15 protein-coding genes are annotated in these 18,128 nt (G+C 71.2%); 3 read left to right on the top strand and 12 right to left on the bottom strand.

Going from position 1 to position 18,128, the window contains the following annotated elements:
- Positions 1-25 precede the first annotated feature (25 nt).
- Entirely contained in the window at positions 26-892 is an 867-nt protein-coding gene (locus ACIP2X_RS13940) for an acyl-CoA thioesterase (protein ID WP_401671750.1), read from the bottom strand.
- Between the two features lie 19 nt (positions 893-911).
- Positions 912-3,425, bottom strand: coding sequence for a DEAD/DEAH box helicase (locus ACIP2X_RS13935; protein ID WP_401671748.1), 2,514 nt, complete (start codon positions 3,423-3,425; stop codon positions 912-914).
- 145 nt (positions 3,426-3,570) lie between these two features.
- On the opposite strand from ACIP2X_RS13935, the gene ACIP2X_RS13930 reads away from it, so the two are divergent.
- Complete coding sequence (locus tag ACIP2X_RS13930) at positions 3,571-4,365, top strand: metal-dependent hydrolase (protein ID WP_401671746.1); 795 nt, start codon at positions 3,571-3,573, stop codon at positions 4,363-4,365.
- Positions 4,366-4,400: 35 nt separating this feature from the next.
- Here ACIP2X_RS13930 and ACIP2X_RS13925 read toward each other — a convergent pair whose 3' ends face one another.
- From ACIP2X_RS13925 to ACIP2X_RS13905, 5 genes are all read right to left on the bottom strand, one after another.
- Positions 4,401-4,664 carry a type B 50S ribosomal protein L31 gene (locus tag ACIP2X_RS13925; protein WP_401671744.1) on the bottom strand — a complete coding sequence of 88 codons (264 nt, stop codon included), beginning with the start codon at positions 4,662-4,664 and terminating at the stop codon, positions 4,401-4,403.
- 57 nt (positions 4,665-4,721) lie between these two features.
- Entirely contained in the window at positions 4,722-5,192 is a 471-nt protein-coding gene (locus ACIP2X_RS13920) for a DUF5709 domain-containing protein (RefSeq protein WP_401671742.1), read from the bottom strand.
- Between the two features lie 258 nt (positions 5,193-5,450).
- Positions 5,451-7,232, bottom strand: a complete 1,782-nt coding sequence (locus tag ACIP2X_RS13915) for an ABC transporter ATP-binding protein (RefSeq protein WP_401671739.1) — start codon at positions 7,230-7,232, stop codon at positions 5,451-5,453.
- Positions 7,229-9,241, bottom strand: a complete 2,013-nt coding sequence (locus ACIP2X_RS13910) for an ABC transporter transmembrane domain-containing protein (protein WP_401671736.1) — start codon at positions 9,239-9,241, stop codon at positions 7,229-7,231. Before ACIP2X_RS13910 ends, ACIP2X_RS13915 begins: the two co-directional genes overlap by 4 nt.
- A 276-nt stretch (positions 9,242-9,517) precedes the next feature.
- On the bottom strand, positions 9,518-9,973 hold the full coding sequence (locus tag ACIP2X_RS13905; protein ID WP_401671733.1) for a MarR family winged helix-turn-helix transcriptional regulator: 456 nt from the start codon (positions 9,971-9,973) through the stop codon (positions 9,518-9,520).
- A gap of 166 nt (positions 9,974-10,139) precedes the next feature.
- Between ACIP2X_RS13905 and ACIP2X_RS13900 the strand changes: the two genes are divergently transcribed.
- The gene (locus tag ACIP2X_RS13900; protein ID WP_401671731.1) at positions 10,140-11,942 is read left to right on the top strand and encodes an ABC transporter ATP-binding protein; all 1,803 of its coding nucleotides are present in this window, start codon (positions 10,140-10,142) and stop codon (positions 11,940-11,942) included.
- Positions 11,943-11,985: 43 nt separating this feature from the next.
- Positions 11,986-12,840 (top strand): endolytic transglycosylase MltG, encoded by an 855-nt coding sequence (gene mltG, locus ACIP2X_RS13895; protein ID WP_401671728.1) that lies wholly within the window; start codon positions 11,986-11,988, stop codon positions 12,838-12,840.
- Positions 12,841-12,919: 79 nt separating this feature from the next.
- Here the strand turns inward: mltG and ACIP2X_RS13890 are convergent, their stop codons facing one another.
- From ACIP2X_RS13890 to ACIP2X_RS13870, 5 genes are all read right to left on the bottom strand, one after another.
- Positions 12,920-14,155, bottom strand: coding sequence for an NAD(P)-binding domain-containing protein (locus tag ACIP2X_RS13890; RefSeq protein WP_401671725.1), 1,236 nt, complete (start codon positions 14,153-14,155; stop codon positions 12,920-12,922).
- Positions 14,156-14,217: 62 nt separating this feature from the next.
- The gene (locus ACIP2X_RS13885) at positions 14,218-15,372 is read right to left on the bottom strand and encodes an LLM class flavin-dependent oxidoreductase (protein WP_401671723.1); all 1,155 of its coding nucleotides are present in this window, start codon (positions 15,370-15,372) and stop codon (positions 14,218-14,220) included.
- A 1-nt stretch (position 15,373) separates the two neighbouring features.
- The gene (locus tag ACIP2X_RS13880; protein WP_401671721.1) at positions 15,374-16,402 is read right to left on the bottom strand and encodes an ABC transporter substrate-binding protein; all 1,029 of its coding nucleotides are present in this window, start codon (positions 16,400-16,402) and stop codon (positions 15,374-15,376) included.
- A 74-nt stretch (positions 16,403-16,476) separates the two neighbouring features.
- Positions 16,477-17,232 (bottom strand): ABC transporter ATP-binding protein, encoded by a 756-nt coding sequence (locus ACIP2X_RS13875; RefSeq protein WP_401671718.1) that lies wholly within the window; start codon positions 17,230-17,232, stop codon positions 16,477-16,479.
- The gene (locus ACIP2X_RS13870) at positions 17,205-18,122 is read right to left on the bottom strand and encodes an ABC transporter permease (protein ID WP_401671716.1); all 918 of its coding nucleotides are present in this window, start codon (positions 18,120-18,122) and stop codon (positions 17,205-17,207) included. The genes ACIP2X_RS13875 and ACIP2X_RS13870 overlap by 28 nt, the downstream gene beginning before the upstream one ends.
- Between the last annotated feature and the right edge of the window lie 6 nt (positions 18,123-18,128).

Below are 18,128 nucleotides of genomic sequence, written 5' to 3'. Positions count from 1 at the left end.
CGACCGGGCCCCTGGCGCAGCGCGACTACAGCGCCCTGAACAGCCCTTCCTGGACGACCGACACCAGCAGACGGCCTTCCAGGTCGTAGATCCGACCACGGGCGAGCCCTCGCCCACCGGTCGCGATCGGCGACTCCTGGTCGTACAGGAACCACTCGTCCGCGCGGAACGGCCGATGGAACCACATCGCGTGGTCCAGCGACGCCATGTCGAAGCCGCGCGGACCCCACAGGGGCTCGACGGGGATGCGCACCGCGTCCAGCAGGGTCATGTCGCTGGCGTACGTCAGGGCGCAGGTGTGCACCAGCGGGTCGTCACCGAGCGGCCCGACGGCGCGCATCCACACGGCGCTGCGCGGTTCGGCGCCCTTGACGTCCTCGGGCGTCCAGCGCAGCCGGTCGACGTACCTGATGTCGAACGGCTGGCGGCGCGCCATCCGCTCCAACTGCTCGGGCAGCGCGCCAAGATGCTTCCGGATCTCCTCGGTGACGGTCGGCAGGGACTCCGGGTCCGGCACCTCGCGGGCGGGAGGCAGCTGGTGCTCGAAGCTCCCTTCCTCAGGCTTGTGAAAGGAGGCGGTGAGATTGAAGATCGTGCGGCCCTGCTGCACGGCCGTGACCCGGCGGGTCGTGAACGACCGCCCGTCACGGACCCGTTCGACCTGGTACACGATCGGCACGCCCGGTCGCCCGGGGCGCAGGAAGTACGCGTGCAGCGAGTGCACCGGCCGGTCGCCCTCGGTGGTGCGCCCGGCGGCGACCAGCGCCTGTCCGGCCACCTGGCCGCCGAAGACCCGTTGCAGCGACTCCTCGGGGCTGCGCCCCCGGAAGATGTTGACCTCGATCTGCTCCAGGTCGAGCAGGTCGACGAGCTTCTCGGCCGGGTTTGTCATGACTGTCTGTCTCCTGTGCTCACAACTGGCCCACGTCGGTGACGCGGACCACGGCACGGCCTTCGGCGTCGGAGGCCGCAAGATCGATCTCGGCGCTGATGCCCCAGTCGTGATCGTCGTTGGGGTCGTCGAAGATCTGCCGCACGCGCCACAGCCCGTGCTCCGGCTCCTCCTCGATCAGCAGCAGCTTGGGGCCGCGGGCGTCGGGGCCGGTGCCGAGGTCGTCGTACTCGTCCCAGTACTTGTCCATCGCCTCGCCCCAGGCGTCGGCGTCCCACCCGGCGTCGGCGTCCAGCTCGCCCAGCTCCGCCACCTGGTCGAGGGCGGCCAGCTCGACGCGCCGGAACAGGGCGTTGCGGACCAGGACCCGGAAGGCGCGCGCGTTGGAGGTGATCGGCTTGACCTGGTCGGCCTTCTCCTGAGCCTCCTCCGCGGTCATCTCCTCCGGGTTGGCCAGCTGCTCCCACTCGTCCAGGAGGCTGGAGTCGACCTGACGCACCATCTCGCCGAGCCACTCGATCAGGTCCTGGAGATCCTCGGACTTGAGGTCGTCCGGGATGTTGTGCTCCAGGGCCTTGTACGCGCTGGCCAGGTAGCGCAGCACGATGCCCTCGGTGCGGGCCAGCTCGTAGAACGAGACCAACTCCGTGAAGGACATGGCACGTTCGTACATGTCCCGGATGACGGACTTCGGGGACAGCGGATGGTCGCCGACCCACGGGTGGCTCTTGCGGTACGTGTTGTACGCGTGGAAGAGGAGCTCCTCCAGCGGCTTCGGGTAGGAGACGTCCTGGAGCCGCTCCATGCGCTCCTCGTACTCGACGCCGTCCGCCTTCATCGCGGCCACGGCCTCGCCGCGCGCCTTGTTCTGCTGGGCGGCGAGGATCTGGCGCGGATCGTCCAGCGTGGACTCCACGACGGACACCATGTCCAGCGCGTACGACGGCGAGTCGGGGTCCAGCAGCTCGAAGGCGGCGAGGGCGAAGGTGGACAGCGGCTGGTTGAGCGCGAAGTCCTGCTGAAGGTCCACGGTGAGGCGGACGATGCGGCCCTCGGCGTCCGGCTGGTCCAGCTTCTCGACGATGCCGCCGTCCAGCAACGAGCGGTAGATGGCGATCGCCCGCCGGATGTGCCGCAGCTGCTGCTTGCGCGGCTCGTGGTTGTCCTCCAGGAGGTGGCGCATCGCCGCGAAGGCGTTGCCGGGCCTGGCGATCACGGACAGCAGCATGGTGTGCGTGACCCGGAAGCGGGACGTCAGCGGCTCCGGCTCGGAGGCGATCAGCCTCTCGAAGGTGTCGTCGCTCCAGGCGACGAAGCCCTCCGGCGCCTTCTTGCGGACGACCTTGCGGCGCTTCTTCGGGTCGTCGCCCGCCTTGGCGAGCGCCTTCTCGTTCTCGATCACGTGCTCGGGCGCCTGCGCGACCACGAAGCCGGCCGTGTCGAAGCCCGCCCGCCCGGCGCGCCCGGCGATCTGGTGGAACTCACGTGCGCGCAGCGTGCGCACCCGGCTGCCGTCGTACTTGGTGAGGGCGGTGAACAGCACCGTGCGGATGGGCACGTTGACGCCCACGCCCAGCGTGTCCGTACCGCAGATGACCTTGAGCAGTCCGGCCTGGGCGAGCTTCTCCACCAGGCGGCGGTACTTGGGCAGCATGCCGGCGTGGTGCACGCCGATGCCGTGCCGGACGTAGCGGGAGAGGTTGCTGCCGAACTTGGTGGTGAAGCGGAAGTTGCCGATCAGCGCGGCGATCTGCTCCTTCTCCTCACGCGAGCACATGTTGATGCTCATCAGCGCCTGCGCACGCTCCACCGCCTGGGCCTGGGTGAAGTGCACGATGTAGACGGGCGCCTGCTTGGTGTCCAGCAGCTCGGTAAGCGTCTCCGTGAGCGGGGAGCGGCGGTACTCGTAGGAGAGGGGGACCGGACGCGTCGCCGAGCGGACGACGGAGGTCGGACGGCCGGTGCGCCGGGTGAGGTCCTTCTCGAACATCGAGACGTCGCCGAGGGTGGCCGACATGAGGACGAACTGCGCCTGCGGCAGTTCGAGCAGGGGGATCTGCCAGGCCCAGCCGCGGTCCGGCTCCGCGTAGAAGTGGAACTCGTCCATCACGACCTGGCCGATGTCCGCGTGCCGGCCGTCGCGAAGCGCGATCGAGGCGAGCACCTCGGCGGTGCAGCAAATGACCGGGGCGTCGGCGTTCACGGAGGCGTCGCCGGTGAGCATGCCGACGTTCTCCGTGCCGAAGAGCTTGCACAGCTCGAAGAACTTCTCCGAGACCAGCGCCTTGATCGGAGCCGTGTAGAACGTGACCTCGTCCCGGGCCAGCGCGGCGAAGTGGGCGCCCGCGGCGATCATGCTCTTGCCGGAGCCGGTCGGCGTCGACACGATCACGTTCGCGCCCGAGACCGCCTCGATCAGCGCTTCCTCCTGATGGGGGTAGAGCGTGAGACCGCGCTCCTGTGCCCACGACTCGAAGGCTTCGTAGAGGGCGTCGGGGTCGGCGGTCTGCGGCAGCTGATCGATGAGGGTCACGCCCCCATCTTGCCTGGCCTTCGGGCCGATGCGGGAATCGGATGCCCACATGAAGATCGCGAACGCTACGCTGTGTCGCCGACACGACGTCAGCGCACCAAGTCAACTGGACAGCGGCGCACGAGGAATGGGGCGGGCAGCGGCAATGATGGGACCAGCACACTCACTCTCGGGCGCCGCGGCCTGGCTCGGCGTCGGGGCCGCCGCCACCGCGGCAGGGCACGGAATGCCCTGGCCAGTCCTGCTGTGCGGCGCCCTGATCTGCGCCGGTGCCGCGCTCGCCCCCGACCTCGACCACAAGGCCGCCACCATCTCGCGGTCCTTCGGACCGCTGTCGCGCTGGCTCTGCGAGATCGTCGACAAGCTCTCCTACGCCGTCTACAAGGCCACGAAGAAGCCGGCCGACCCCCGTCGCTCCGGGGGGCACCGCACGCTCACCCACACCTGGCTGTGGGCGGTCCTGATCGGCGCGGGCGCCTCCGCGCTGGCGATAACGGGCGGGCGCTGGGCGGTGCTGGCGCTCCTCTTCGTCCACATGGTGCTGGCCATCGAGGGTCTGCTGTGGCGGGCGACCCGCGGCGCCAGCGCGGACATCCTGGTGTGGCTGCTTGCCGCGACGAGCGCCTGGATCATCGCCGGTGTCCTCGACCAGCCGGGCAACGGGGCGGACTGGCTGTTCACGGAACCGGGCCAGGAGTACCTCTGGCTGGGCCTGCCGATCGTCCTCGGCGCGCTGGTGCACGACATCGGGGACGCGCTGACCGTCTCGGGCTGCCCGGTACTGTGGCCGATCCCGGTGGGCCGCAAGCGGTGGTACCCGATCGGTCCGCCGAAGGCCATGCGGTTCCGTGCTGGCAGCTGGGTGGAGCTGAAGGTGCTGATGCCGGCGTTCATGGTGCTCGGGGGAGTGGGCGGCGCGGCGGCGCTCAACGTGATCTGAGGCCCCGCACGGTCCGCGCGGACGACGCGGAGAGGTCAGTCGGTGCCCTGACGCGTGCCTTCCCCGTAGCGGCGTTCGAAGCGGGCGACCCGGCCCTCGGTGTCCACCGTGCGGGCCTTGCCGGTGTAGAAGGGATGGCTCTCCGAGGAGATCTCGACGTCCACGACGGGGTAGGTCTCGCCGTCGTCCCACTCAATGGTCTGCTCGCTGGTCGCGGTGGACCGGGTCAGGAAGGCGTACCCGGCGGAGCGGTCCCGGAAGACGACCTGGTGGTAGTCGGGGTGCTTGTCCTGCTGCATGGCTGCTCCTCGTGGGGAGGGGGCATAAGCGGGCGCGACGGGCGGGCCTGGCCGGCGTCAGCCGGACACGGCGTCCTCGTCGACGATGTGGACGGCGGCCTCCTCGGCGGAGGCGGCTGCCCCGTCGATCCCGACGTCGGTGGCGACCAGCGCGGACTCGTCGTCCTCGTGCGCCCCCTCGTCGGGGGCGACGAGCCGCCCGGACCGCGCGACGCCGACCTCGTTGTCCAGGAGTTCCCCGTCCGTGCCGTCGGCGTCGCCGAGGCCGTCCCCCTCCAGGCCGACCGCATCGGGCAGCTCCTCGGCCAGCCGCTGGTCAAGGGTCTCGCCCCGCGCACGCTCGGCCGCCGTCACGCCGGTGTGCTCCACCGCCCACGGCCGCTCCGGAGGGGACCAGCCACGGTCCAGCGGGTCGCTGACACCGTCGTACTCCAGGGTGTCCTCCCCGTCGAGCAGCCCCGTGTCCTCGCGCTGCTCGGACCCGTCGGGCTGGTAGACGTCGTCTCCCCATCCGTCGGCGCTGTTCACGGGTACCTCCAGGTGGTGAGGACGGGGCCGGTCCCGCCACGGGCGGCGGCGCGCCGTCCGTACCGGGGACGCAGACCGCGCCCGGCGCTGTCCCGCGCACTTCGCGGACGCTCCCCGAGCCTGCGCCGCTTCCAGCCTTCCACCCCAGTTCGCCCCCGCGCAACGGCACGGCCACGGAGCGGGGGCCGGCTGCCGGAGCGGCGGGGGCGGATCAGCGCCCGCCCCCTTGCCCCGCCCCGCGAGAGCCGGCCGTCACCCTCACCCGTGCCAGGACCTCCACAGCGCCGCGTACGCCCCGTCCGCCTCGACCAGCTCGGCATGGCTGCCCAGCTCGCTGATGCGGCCGTTCTCGACGACGGCGATGACGTCGGCGTCGTGGGCGGTGTGCAGGCGGTGCGCGATGGCGACGACGGTACGGCCGTCGAGGACACGGGCCAGGGAGCGTTCCAGGTGACGGGCCGCGCGCGGGTCGAGGAGGGACGTCGCCTCGTCCAGGACCAGCGTGTGCGGGTCGGCCAGCACCAGCCGGGCCAGCGCGATCTGCTGGGCCTGGGCCGGGGTGAGCGCGAGCCCGCCCGAGCCGACCTCGGTGTTCAGGCCGTCCTGAAGGGCGCGCGCCCACCCGTCCGCGTCGACCGCTGCGAGCGCCGCCCACAGCTCGGCGTCGACGGCGTCCGCGCGGGCGAGCAGCAGGTTGTCGCGCAGGGCACCGACGAAGACGTGGTGCTCCTGGTTGACGAGGGCCACGTGCGAGCGGACGCGTTCGGCGGGCATGCGGGACAGTTCGGCGCCGCCGAGGGTGATCCGGCCGTCGCGCGGCGCGTAGATCCCGGCGAGCAGCCGGCCGAGCGTCGACTTGCCCGCACCGGAGGGACCCACCAGCGCCAGCCGGGTGCCGGGGGCGACCTCCAGCGACACCTTGCGCAGTACGTCGACACCCTCGACATATCCGAAGTGGACCTGCTCGGCGCGCACGTCCCGGCCGTCGGGCGCGAGCGCCGGGTCACCGGCGTCCGGCTCGATGTCGCGGACGCCGACGAGCCGGGCCAGCGACACCTGGGCCACCTGCAGCTCGTCGTACCAGCGCAGGATCAGTCCGACCGGGTCCACGAGCATCTGCGCGATCAGCGCGCCGGTGGTCAGCTGCCCGACCCCCAGCCAGCCCTGGAGCACGAACACCCCGCCGACCATCAGGACGGAGGCGAGCACGGTCACATGGGTGACGTTGATGACCGGGAACAGCACCGAGCGCAGCCAGAGCGTGTAGCGCTCCCAGGCGGTCCACTCCTTGATCCGGCGCTCCGACAGCGCCACCCGGCGGTCGCCGAGCCGATGCGCCTCCACGGTGCGCCCGGCGTCCACGGTCTCGGCGAGCGCGGCGGCCACGGCGGCGTACCCGGAGGACTCGGACCGGTAGGCCGACGGCGCGCGGCGGAAGTACCAGCGGCAGCCGATCACCAGCAGCGGCACGGCGAGCAGTACGGCCGCCGCGAGCGGGGGCGCCGTGACGACCAGGCCGCCCAGCAGCAGGGCGACCCACACCACGCCGATCGCCAGCTGGGGCACGGCCTCGCGCATGGCGTTGGCGAGCCGGTCGATGTCGGTGGTGATCCGGGACAGGAGATCACCCGTGCCGGCCCGCTCCAGGACACCCGGCGGCAGTCCGACCGACCGCACGAGGAAGTCCTCCCGCAGATCGGCCAGCATCCGCTCGCCCAGGATCGCGCCGCGCAGCCGCACCTCGCGCACGAACACGGCCTGCACGACGAGGGCGAGGACGAAGAACGTCACCGTCGGTCCGAGGTGCAGCTCACGCGCCTGCTCAGAGATCCGCTCGACGAGGCCGCCCAGCAGATAGGGACCGACCATGGAGGCGATCACGGCGATGGTGTTGACGGCGACGAGGAGCAGGAACGCCCGGCGGTGCCGGCGGAACAGTTCGGCCACGTAGCCGCGTACGGTCGCGGGGGCGCCGACGGGCAGCGTGTGCGCCGTGGTCGGGGCCGCCGGGTCGTACGCTGGTGGCGCCACGCCGATCATGCTGTCTCCTCGATCTCGTCCAGCTCTTCGAGCTCGTCCAGCTCGTCCAGTGCGTCAAGTTCACTGAGTTCGTCGAGGTCGTCGGCGTCGAACTCGGCGAGCACGCCGCTCAGCGCGGCGGACTCCTCCTCGGTCTCCCGGGTCACCACGGCCCGGTACCGGGGCTCCGTGTGCACCAGGTCCCGGTGCACGCCGACCGCCGCCACCTCGCCGTCGTGGACGAGCACCACGCGGTCCGCGCGGTCCAGCAGCAGGGGGGAGGAGGTGAACACGACCGTCGTGCGCCCGGCCCGCAGCTTGCGCACGCCGTCCGCGATCCGAGCCTCGGTGTGCGAGTCGACGGCGGAGGTCGGTTCGTCGAGGACGAGCACCTCCGGGTCGGTGATCAGCGACCGGGCGAGGGCGAGTCGCTGGCGCTGGCCTCCGGAGAGGGAACGCCCGCGTTCGGTGATGCGGGCGTCCATCGGGTCGTCGGCGTCGAGCGAGCCCTGCACGAGCGCGGCCAGCACGTCCTCGCACTGCGCGGCCGCCAGTGCCTCGTCGGCGCGGACGTTTCCGGAGGCGGGGACGTCGAGCAGTTCGCGCAGAGAGCCGGAGAGCAGCACGGGATCCTTGTCCTGGACCAGGACGGCCGTCCGTGCCTGGTCCAGCGGCAGTGCGTCGAGCGCGACACCGCCGAGCAGTACCGGCGTACCCGTCTCGGAGGGATGGCCGCCGAGCCGCTCGGCCAGCCGCCCCGCCGCGTCGGGGTCGCCGCACACCACGGCCGTGAACCGGCCGGACGGCGCGAGCAGACCGGTGTCCGGGTCGTACAGGTCTCCGCCGGGCAGGTCCAGGGAGGCGGCGTCGGGAGAGCCTTGGCGGGCTTCGGCCAGCTCCGTGCCCGAAGCCCGCTCTCTGTCAGAAGCACCCTCGGTCTCCGAAGCCCGCTCTCTGTCAGAAGCCCCCTCGGCGTCCGTGACCCCCTCGGTCTCCGAAGCCCTCTCGGTCTCCGTGGCCCCCTCGGAATCTGTGGCCCGCTCCAGGGACAGCACGCGCGCCGCCCGTTTGGCGGAGGGCCGCGAGAACGAGTACGCCATCGCGATCTCTTCGAAGTGCCGCAGCGGATAGGTGAGGAGCATGACCGAGCTGTAGACGGTGACTAGTTCCCCGACGGTGATGCGGCCCTGCCGGGCCAGATGCACGCCGTACCAGACGACCGAGATCAGCAGCAGACCCGGCAGCAGCACCTGGATCGCGGAGATCAGCGACCACATGCGCGCGTTGTGCATGGCCGCGTGACGGACCTCCTGGGAGGCGCGGCGGTAGCGGTCGAGGAACAGTTCCTCACCGCCGATGCCGCGCAGGACGCGCAGCCCCGCGACGGTGTCCGAGGCGAGTTCGGTGGCGTACCCGGCCTTCTCCCGCTGGACGTCGGCACGACGGGTGGCGCGGGGGAGCAGCGGCAGCACGGCCACCGCCAGTACGGGCAGGCCGACGGCGACGACGACGCCGAGGGCCGGCTGGTAGACGACGAGGCCGATGCAGACCAGCACGATCGTGACCGCTGCCGCGGTGAAGCGGGACACGGCCTCCACGAACCAGCCGATCTTCTCGACGTCACCCGTGGACACGGCGACCACCTCGCCGGCCGCGACCCGACGGGTGAGGGCCGACCCCAGATGCGCGGCCTTTCGGGCCAGGAGTTGCTGGACCCGGGCGGCGGCGGTGATCCAGTTGGTGACCGCGGCCCTGTGCAGGAAGGTGTCGCCGAGGGCGTTGCCCGCGCACGCCAGCACCATCAGGCCGCCCGCGAGGGCGAGTCGCTCCCCGGAGCGGTCCACCACGGCCTGGACGGCGAAGCCGACGCAGAACGGCAGCGACGAGACGGAGACGAAGTGCAACAGGCCCCAGGCCAGCGCGACGAGCTGACCGCGCAACTGGTTTCGGCCCAGCCACCACAGGAACCGCGGCCCCGTACGCGCGTCCGGCACACCGGGGTCGGCGTACGGAAGGTCTTGAATCTGCATGACGTCCCAGTGGCTCTTGTCAGGGCGGAAAGGGTGCGAGCGCGAAGTGCGCAGGTGGGCACCGAGCCGTGAAAGGCTCGCGCCACAGACCGGTCCGAAGCAAGCGGTTTTCCGAACCACCGCACAGAACCGGCTACCGCCCGTCACTCCCGCGTGGGCGCCCGCCCTGATGCCTCATGGGCCTCATGGCAGACCGGGCCTCATCGGCCTCATGGCAGATCGGGTCTCATTGCAGAACAGGGACGCCGGCCGGCACACCCGCGCGGGCAAAAGGATTCAGCACTGCCCCTCGCCGCCGCTCCCGCCGTCCACCAAGGTGTCCAGGAGCGTCCCCAGCACCCGTCGCTCCACGTCCGTCAGCGGCGCCAGAATCTCCTCCGCCGCAGACCTCCGCGCCCCGTGCAGCTCCCGCAGGGTCTCGCGCCCGTGGTCCGTCAGTTCGATCCTGATCACGCGGCGGTTGGTCGGATCGGGTACTCGGCACACCTGGCCGTTCGCCTCGAGACCGTCGACCAGCGTGGTGACCGCCCTCGGCACGACCTCCAGGCGCCCGGCGAGGTCGGCCATGCGAGGCGGTGCCTCGTACTCCGCGAGGGTGCGCAGCAGGCGGGACTGGGCTGGAGTGATGCCATGGATGCGCTGTTGGAGGTGGCGCTTCTGGATCCGGTGCACCCGGCGGGTGAGCCGCAGCAACTGCTCGGCGAGCAGTCCGTCGGGATCGGGCGTGGTCATGCGGGAACAATATCAGGACGCCATTCATTGTGAGCATAGGTAACAATGAGCTATGCTCCATTCAGTCGGCTGCGACTGGTCACGTCACTCATCGCAGACCACGTCACGCACGGCCGACCCGGCCACGACCGACCCGTCCACGACCGACTCCCTCACGTAGGAGCCCATGAAGCCCGACCATGAACCCGCCTGGACGCCGCCCGCAGACAGTGCGGAGCAGCCGCGTCAGGTGCGCCGCATCCTCAAGCTCTTCCGCCCCTACCGAGGACGGCTCGCCGTCGTCGGCCTGCTCGTCGCGGCCGCGTCGGTGGTCTCGGTCGCCACGCCCTTCCTGCTGAAGGCGATCCTCGACACCGCCATCCCCCAGGGCCGCACCGGCCTGCTCACGCTGCTGGCCCTCGGCATGATCCTCAGTGCCGTCCTGACCAGTGTCTTCGGCGTCCTGCAGACCCTCATCTCCACCACGGTCGGGCAGCGCGTCATGCACGACCTGCGCACAGCGGTCTACGGACGGCTGCAGCGCATGTCCCTCGCCTTCTTCACGCGCACCCGGACGGGCGAGGTCCAGTCCCGCATCGCCAACGACATCGGCGGCATGCAGGCCACCGTCACCTCGACCGCCACCTCCCTGGTCTCCAACTTCACCAGCGTCGTCGCCACGGTCGTGGCGATGCTCGCTCTGGACTGGCGGCTGACCGTCGTCTCGCTGCTCCTGCTGCCGGTGTTCGTGTGGATCAGCCGGCGGGTCGGTGACGAACGCAGAAAGATCACCACCCAGCGCCAGAAACAGATGGCCACGATGGCGGCCACGGTCACCGAGTCGCTCTCGGTCAGCGGCATCCTGCTCGGGCGGACCATGGGCCGTGCCGAGTCGCTGACCCGGTCCTTCGCGGACGAGTCGGAGCGCCTGGTGGACCTCGAAGTGCGGTCGAACATGGCGGGCCGCTGGCGGATGGCGGTCATCACCATCGTCATGGCGGCCATGCCTGCCGTCATCTACTGGACCGCCGGACTCGTCCTCCATGTCGGCGGCCCCGGCGTCTCCATCGGCACGATCGTCGCCTTCGTCTCCCTCCAGCAGGGGTTGTTCCGCCCGACAGTCAGCCTGTTGAGCACCGGTGTGCAGATCCAGACGTCGCTGGCCCTGTTCCAGCGCATCTTCGAGTATCTCGACCTGCCCGTGGACATCACCGAGCGCGAGCGGCCGACCCGTCTCGAACGCGTCAAGGGCGAGGTCCGTTTCGAGGGCGTCGAGTTCCGGTACGACGGCGAGGGCAGCCCGATCCTCGACGGCATCGACCTCACCGTCCCGGCGGGCGGCAGCCTGGCCGTCGTCGGTCCGACCGGCGCCGGCAAGTCCACGCTCGGCTACCTCGTGCCGCGGCTGTACGACGTCACGGGCGGCCGTGTCACCCTCGACGGGATCGACGTCCGCGACCTCGACTTCGACACCCTCGCGCGAGCGGTCGGCGTCGTGTCCCAGGAGACGTACCTCTTCCACGCCTCGGTGGCCGACAACCTCCGCTTCGCCAAGCCCGACGCCACCGATGAGGAACTGCACGCGGCGGCGAGAGCGGCCCAGATCCACGACCACATCGCGGCCCTGCCCGACGGCTACGACACGGTCGTCGGCGAACGCGGCCATCGCTTCTCCGGCGGCGAGAAGCAGCGCCTGGCCATCGCGCGCACCATCCTGCGCGATCCGCCCGTGCTGATCCTCGACGAGGCGACGAGTGCCCTGGACACCCGCACCGAGCACGCCGTCCAGGAGGCGATCGACGCCCTGTCGGCCAATCGGACGACGCTCACGATCGCCCACCGGCTGTCCACCGTCCGGGGTGCCGACCAGATCCTCGTCCTGGATTCCGGCAGCGCGGTCGAGCGCGGGACGCACGAGGAACTGCTGGGGCTGGACGGGAGATACGCGGCGCTGGTCCGCCGGGACGCCCAACTGGAGCCGACAACATGAAGATATGCCGGGTTTGTGGCGATATGCGGGTTACCGTGCCCGCATGCAGACGAACACTCCGCCACGGAGCACGACTCGCACGATTCGACTGACGCGCAGGGGCCGTGCCGCCCTCGTCGCGACCGGAGCCGTCGTGGCAGGCACCGCCGTGGCGGTGCCGCTGCTGATCCTGGGAGGCGAGGAGAGGCCGGCCAAGCCGGCCAGCCTGGTGATCCCCGAGGGTTGGCGCGCCGGCCAGGTCTACGCCGCCGTCGACAAGGTCCTCGCCCTGCCCACCGGCACCACGAAGAAGGCGGTTTCCCGAGCCCGCCTCAAACTGCCCAACGACGCTCAGGGCAACCCGGAGGGCTACCTCTTCCCGGCGACCTATCCGGTGCCGGAAGGGACGACGCCGGAGAAGGTGCTGGCGACGATGGTCGACACCGCCAACAAGAAGTTCCACGGGGCGCCGATCGCCGCGGGTGCGCAGCGCAACGCCATGAACGTCTATCAGGCGGTCACGATCGCCAGCATCGTTCAGGCCGAGGCCGCCACCAAGACCGACATGGGGAAGGTCGCCCGAGTCGTCTTCAACCGGCTGGAGCGCGGCATGCCGCTCCAGATGGACTCGACCATCAACTACGCGCTGAACCGCCACACGCTCAGGACGACGCTCGGCGACACCCGGATCGACAGCCCCTACAACTCGTACCAGCGCATGGGTCTGCCGCCCACGCCCATCGACAACCCCGGCGAGCAGGCGGTGCGCGCCGCGATCAACCCGACACCGGGGGACTGGCTGTACTTCGTCACGGTCAAGCCGGGCGACACCCGCTTCACGTCGGACTACGCGCAGCACCAGCGCAACGTCGCCGAGTTCAACGCCCGGCAGAGAAGCCAGAGCAGCCCGGCACGCTGAGACGGCGGGGCGTCACGACCGGCCCCGCAAGGGCGTGGGCCGCTTGATGTCCGTCGGGGCGGACGTCGGGGCGGACGCTTCACGCCGCGATCGGATCCCCTTGTTCTCCGCGCACCCGATGCTCCCCGAGCGCTCCGAGCTCCCCCGGTGCTCCCGACGACTCCCTCTGCTCCATGTCCCCCGTCACCTCCATGTCCCCCGTCACCCCCATGTCTTCCGTCACCCCTCTCTCCTCCGTCTCCTCCGTTCCTCGCGTCGTGGCGAGGAGCCGCCTGATCTCCCGCACCGCCGCCCGGCCCGCCCGGTTGGCGCCGATGGTGCTGGCCGAAGGGCCGTAGCCGACCAGATGGACGCGGGGGTCGGCGACCGCACGGGTGCCGTCGACGCGGATACCGCCGCCCGGCTCACGCAGCCGCAGCGGAGTGAGGTGCTCGATGGCGGGCCGGAAGCCGGTCGCCCAGAGGATGACGTCCGCGTCGACATGCCGTCCGTCCTTCCACTCCACGCCGTCGGGAGTGATCCGGTCGAACATCGGCTGCCGGTCCAGCACCCCGTCGGCGAGCCCCTGCCGTACGGCGTCGTTCAGCGGCAGCCCGGTCACGGAGACGACGCTGCGCGGGGGCAGCCCCTGCCGTACGCGTTCCTCGACGAGTGCGACCGCCGCGCGTCCCGCGTTCTCGTCGAACGGTCCCTCGCGGAAGACCGGCGGCCGGCGGGTCACCCAGGTGGTGGCCGCCGCATAGGGGGCGATCTCCATCAGATGCTGCGTGCCGGAGGCGCCACCGCCCACCACGACCACCCGCTGTCCGGCGAAATCCTCGGGCCCGGGGTACTGCGCCGTGTGCAACTGGCGTCCGCGAAACGTCTCCTGTCCCGGATAGCGCGGCCAGAAGGGCCGGTCCCAGGTGCCGGTCGCGTTGATCAGCGCCCGCGTGGCCCAGTCCCCGGCGGAGGTCTCGACGAGGAGCCGTCCCTCGGCGCCTTCCCGGACCGCCCGTACGTCGACCGGCCGTCGCACCCGAAGGTCGAACTCCCGCTCGTAGGCGGCGAAGTACTCCCGGATCACCTCGGACGACGGCCGCGCCGGATCGGCGCCCGTGAGCTCCCGGCCCGGCAGGGCGTGCATCCCGTGCACCTTGCCGTACGTCAGTGAGGGCCAGCGGAACTGCCAGGCACCCCCCGGCCCGGGGGAGTGGTCCAGCACCACGAAGTCGCGGTCCGGTTCGAAACCGGCCCGGCGCAGGTGATAGGCGCCGGCCAGACCCGCCTGACCAGCGCCTATGACGACGACCTCGACCTCGCGCGCATTGTTCACGTTTCTACGAACAGCGCCATGGCCGTGGATCTTCCCGCCCGGTGTCCCGTGCGATCAGGCCATCACCGTCCGCTCGACACGAGCAGCGGCGCACCCGCCGCTTCGGGCGTGCCGCCCAGCAGCCCCCGTGCCGCCAGCTCCGGAATCACCCCTTCCCCGAACCAGTACGCCTCCTCCAGATGCGGATAGCCGGAGAGCACGAAGTGCTCGACGCCCAGCGCGTGGTACTCCGCGATCCGTTCGGCGACCTCTGCGTGACTGCCGACCAGTGCGGTCCCGGCCCCGCCACGGACGAGGCCGACGCCCGCCCAGAGGTTCGGATAGATCTCCAGCCGCTCCCGCGAGCCCTCGTGCAGCGCGAGCATCCGCCGCTGCCCCACCGATTCGCTGCGCCCGAGCGCCGCCTGTGCCGCGGCGATCGTGTCGGCGTCGAGGTCGGCCAGCAGCCGGTGGGCCGCCGCCCAGGCCTCGGCGGAGGTGTCGCGCGAGATGCTGTGCAGCCGGACGCCGAAGCGGACGGTACGGCCCTCCTGGCGGGCCAGCGTGCGGATCCAGCCGATCTTCTCGGCGACCTGGGCGGGCGGCTCCCCCCAGGTCAGATAGACATCGGCATGGCGTGCGGCGACCGGTCCGGCCGCGGGTGACGACCCGCCGAAGAACAGTTCCGGCAGCGGGTCGGGCGGCAGCGCGGTCAGCCCGCCCTCGATGTCGTAGTGCGTGCCGTGGAAGTCGTAGGGCCGGCCCTGCCACACTCCGCGCACGACCGACAGGAACTCGTCCGTGCGGGAGTAACGCTCGTCGTGGTCGAGGTGGTCGCCGAAGCGGCGCTGTTCCGAGGAGTCGCCGCCGGTGACGACGTTGAGCAGCAGCCGCCCGCCTGTGAGGCGCTGGTAGGTGGACGCCATCTGCGCGGCCAGGGTCGGTGAGATCACGCCGGGCCGGAAGGCGACCAGGAACTTCAGCCGCTCGGTGTGCTGGGCGAGGGCCACCGTGGTGAGCCAGGCGTCCTCGCACCAGGTGCCGGTCGGCGTCAGCACGGCCTCGAAGCCCAGCCGCTCCGCCGCCTTGGCGATCTGGACGAGGTAGTCGAGGTCCGGGGCGCGGACCCCGGCGGGCTTCCGGACCGCGCCGACGTCGTTCGCGGCGTAGGCGTGCCGGTCCACGAGCGTGCGGCCGTCGCCGCCCGTCGGCAGGAACCAGTGGAGACGAATGGTCATGTCACTTCTCCTTGTAGACGCGGGGAGCGGTGGTCGACGGCGGCAGGTCGCCGTTGTAGCGGGTGTCGACGAAGGCGCCGAAGTCGACCTTGCCCGGGATCAGCTTGAGGTCCGCGAAGGTGTCGACGATCTCCTGCTCGGACCGGACGAGCGGCTCGTCGACGGCGACCGGCACCCGGGTGCCGTTGGAACGCTTGACCGAGGCCAGCGCCACCTCGTAGGGCAGCCCGGTGTCCTTCGCCCAGACCTTCGCCCATTCCTCCGGGTGGTCGTGGACCCAGTCCTGCGCGCGCCGGAGGCGGTCCAGGTAGTCCTCGATCACCGCCGCCTTGGCCTTGTCGCGCAGCGCGCTCGGGGCGGCCACCTGGAAGGACAGGCCGTTGGTCACGCCCTGGCCGGTGGTGAGGAGGCGGCCCTGCTCGGCCTGCAGCACCTGCGAGGTGTAGGGATCCCAGACCGCCCACGCGTCGACCTTGCCGCTGGTGAACGCCGCCAGCGCGTCCGCCGGCTGGAGATACTTCACCTGGACGTCGCTCGGCGCGAGGCCGGCCTTCCGCAGGGAGGCGACCAGTTGGTAATGCGCGGACGATCCCTGCGCGACGGCCACGGACCTGCCCTTGAGCTGGTCGGTGCGGGTCAGCCGCGAGTCGTTCGGTACGAGGAGGGCGTCGCCGTCGGACGTGCCGTGCCAGGCCGCCACGACCGTGATCTTCGAGCCCGCGCCGGCCGCGAACACCGGTGGGGTGTTGCCGACTCCGCCGATGTCGACGGCCTTCGCGTTGACGGCCTCCAGCAGCGGCGGGCCCGAGGTGAAGGTGGACCATTTGATCTTGTAGTCGAGGTCGTCGAGCTCACCGGCGGCCCGCAGCAACGCCTCGGAGCCGCCCTTCTGATCACCCACGTCGAGGGTCAAGGAGCCCTTGCCGTCGGTGTCCGAGCCGGAGTCGGCCGCGGAGCTGCCCCCGCAGGCGGTGAGCAGGAGGGCAAAGGGGAGGAGCAGGGCGGCGGCGGGGACCAGGCGTGGTCGCATGGCGGATCCGTTCATGTCCGTTGGGGAAGTGACCGTGGAGGTGTGTGGGTGCGCTCGTGACGGGCCGGGGGAGTTCAGGCCGCCTCGACACCGAGGCGCTGCAGCAGTCCGGCGCGCAGCTCGGCGAACCGGGGGTCGGCGATGTCGCGCGGTCGGTCCAGCTCGATCCGCTGCTCGTGGGCGATCACGCCCTCGTCCATCACCAGGACGCGGTCGGCGAGCAGTACGGCCTCCTCGACGTCGTGCGTGACGAGCAGCACCGCGCAGCCGCGCCGCTGCCACAACTCGCCCACCAGGCGCTGCGCGTTGATGCGGGTGAGCGCGTCGAGGGCGCCGAAGGGCTCGTCGAGCAGCAGCAGATCGGGCTCGCGCACCAAGGCGCGGGCCAGCGAGGCGCGTTGGGCCTCGCCGCCGGACAGAGTCTTGGGCCACGCGTCCGTACGGTGGCTCAGGCCGACCTCTTCGAGGGCGCGCTCGGCGACGGCGCGTGTGGGCCTGCCGGGCAGCCCGAGGAGGACGTTGCGCCACACCTTCTTCCATGGCATCAGCCGCGGCGCCTGGAAGGCGACGGCCTTGCGGCGCGGCACCAGCACGGTGCCCTCGATGTCACGGTCGAGTCCGGCGAGGATGCGCAGCAGGGTGGACTTGCCGCAGCCGCTGCGGCCGAGCAGGGCCACGAACTCACCCTGCTCCAGCTCCAGTTCGAGGTCACCGATGACGGCACGGCCGTCGAAGGACCGGGTGAGCCCCCGGACGTGCACGGCCGTGCGGGCGGTTGTGGTGCCGGTGGTGCTCAGGGAGCTCACCGGCCGGTGAACGTCGGTCGCCATTGCAGCAGCAGCCTTTCGAGAGAGCGGACGACGAAGTCGGCGAGCAGGCCGAGGAAGGCGTAGACGATGAGGCAGACCACGATCACGTCGGTCCGCAGGAAGTCCCGTGCCTGCACCATGAGGAAGCCGATCCCGGCGTCCGCGTTGATCTGCTCGGCGAAGACCAGCGCGAGCCAGGCGATGCCCAGCGAGTAGCGCAGGCCGGTCAGCGCGCCGGGCAGCGCTCCCGGCAGGACGACGTGCCGTACCAGCCCCCAGCGGGACAGCCCGAGCGACTCACCCGCCTCGATGAGCTGGGCGTCGACGCCGCGGATGCCGGCGTAGACGTTGAGGTACAGCGGGAAGGTCACGCCGAGCGTGATGACGGCGACCTTGGGGGCCTCGCCGATGCCGAACCAGATGATGAACAGCGGGATGAGCCCCACGAACGGCACGGTGCGCAGCATCTGCACCGAGGCGTCCACCAGGTCCTCGCCGATCCGGAACAGCCCGGAGAGCAACGCCAGTCCGGTGCCGATGAGGGTGCCGAGCAGGAGTCCGCCCGCCACGCGCCGCAGCGAGGTCGCCATGGCGGAGGGCAGCGAGCCGTCGGCGATCAGATCGCCGGCGACCTGGGCGATACGGCCCGGCGAGGCCAGCACGTCGGCGGTCAACACGCCGGTGAAGCTCAGGAGTTGCCACAGCGCCAGCAGAAGCAGGGGACCCGTGGTGCGGCGGAGCCAGCGGGGGACGCGGGTCCGGCGGGACGAGGTGGCGCGCAGGGGTTCGAGGCGGAGGCCGGGCTGGGCGTCGGAGGGACCCACGGCCTTGGTGGGGGAGGCCGCACGGTCAGGTGGCATAGACGAAATATCGGGCTCGGGCGAGTTGGGTGGGGCATGGCTGATGCTCATGACTGC

It is taken from the genome of Streptomyces sp. NPDC089424 (assembly GCF_044749345.1).
Classification (GTDB): Bacteria; Actinomycetota; Actinomycetes; order Streptomycetales; family Streptomycetaceae; genus Streptomyces.
The sequence above is the reverse complement of the archived record's forward strand: the minus strand, read 5'-3'. Positions and strand labels throughout refer to the sequence as shown.

Bases quoted from the DNA above. Each gene is read 5' to 3' on its own strand.
- ACIP2X_RS13925 (WP_401671744.1), bottom strand. From the start codon at position 4,664: ATGCAGCAGGACAAGCACCCCGACTACCACCAGGTCGTCTTCCGGGAC.
- ACIP2X_RS13880 (WP_401671721.1), bottom strand. From the start codon at position 16,402: ATGCGACCACGCCTGGTCCCCGCCGCCGCCCTGCTCCTCCCCTTTGCC.
- ACIP2X_RS13885 (WP_401671723.1), bottom strand. From the start codon at position 15,372: ATGACCATTCGTCTCCACTGGTTCCTGCCGACGGGCGGCGACGGCCGC.
- mltG (WP_401671728.1), top strand. From the start codon at position 11,986: ATGCAGACGAACACTCCGCCACGGAGCACGACTCGCACGATTCGACTG.
- ACIP2X_RS13915 (WP_401671739.1), bottom strand. From the start codon at position 7,232: ATGATCGGCGTGGCGCCACCAGCGTACGACCCGGCGGCCCCGACCACG.
- ACIP2X_RS13905 (WP_401671733.1), bottom strand. From the start codon at position 9,973: ATGACCACGCCCGATCCCGACGGACTGCTCGCCGAGCAGTTGCTGCGG.
- ACIP2X_RS13930 (WP_401671746.1), top strand. From the start codon at position 3,571: ATGATGGGACCAGCACACTCACTCTCGGGCGCCGCGGCCTGGCTCGGC.
- ACIP2X_RS13875 (WP_401671718.1), bottom strand. From the start codon at position 17,232: ATGGCGACCGACGTTCACCGGCCGGTGAGCTCCCTGAGCACCACCGGC.
- ACIP2X_RS13870 (WP_401671716.1), bottom strand. From the start codon at position 18,122: ATGAGCATCAGCCATGCCCCACCCAACTCGCCCGAGCCCGATATTTCG.
- ACIP2X_RS13910 (WP_401671736.1), bottom strand. From the start codon at position 9,241: ATGCAGATTCAAGACCTTCCGTACGCCGACCCCGGTGTGCCGGACGCG.
- ACIP2X_RS13940 (WP_401671750.1), bottom strand. From the start codon at position 892: ATGACAAACCCGGCCGAGAAGCTCGTCGACCTGCTCGACCTGGAGCAG.
- ACIP2X_RS13900 (WP_401671731.1), top strand. From the start codon at position 10,140: ATGAAGCCCGACCATGAACCCGCCTGGACGCCGCCCGCAGACAGTGCG.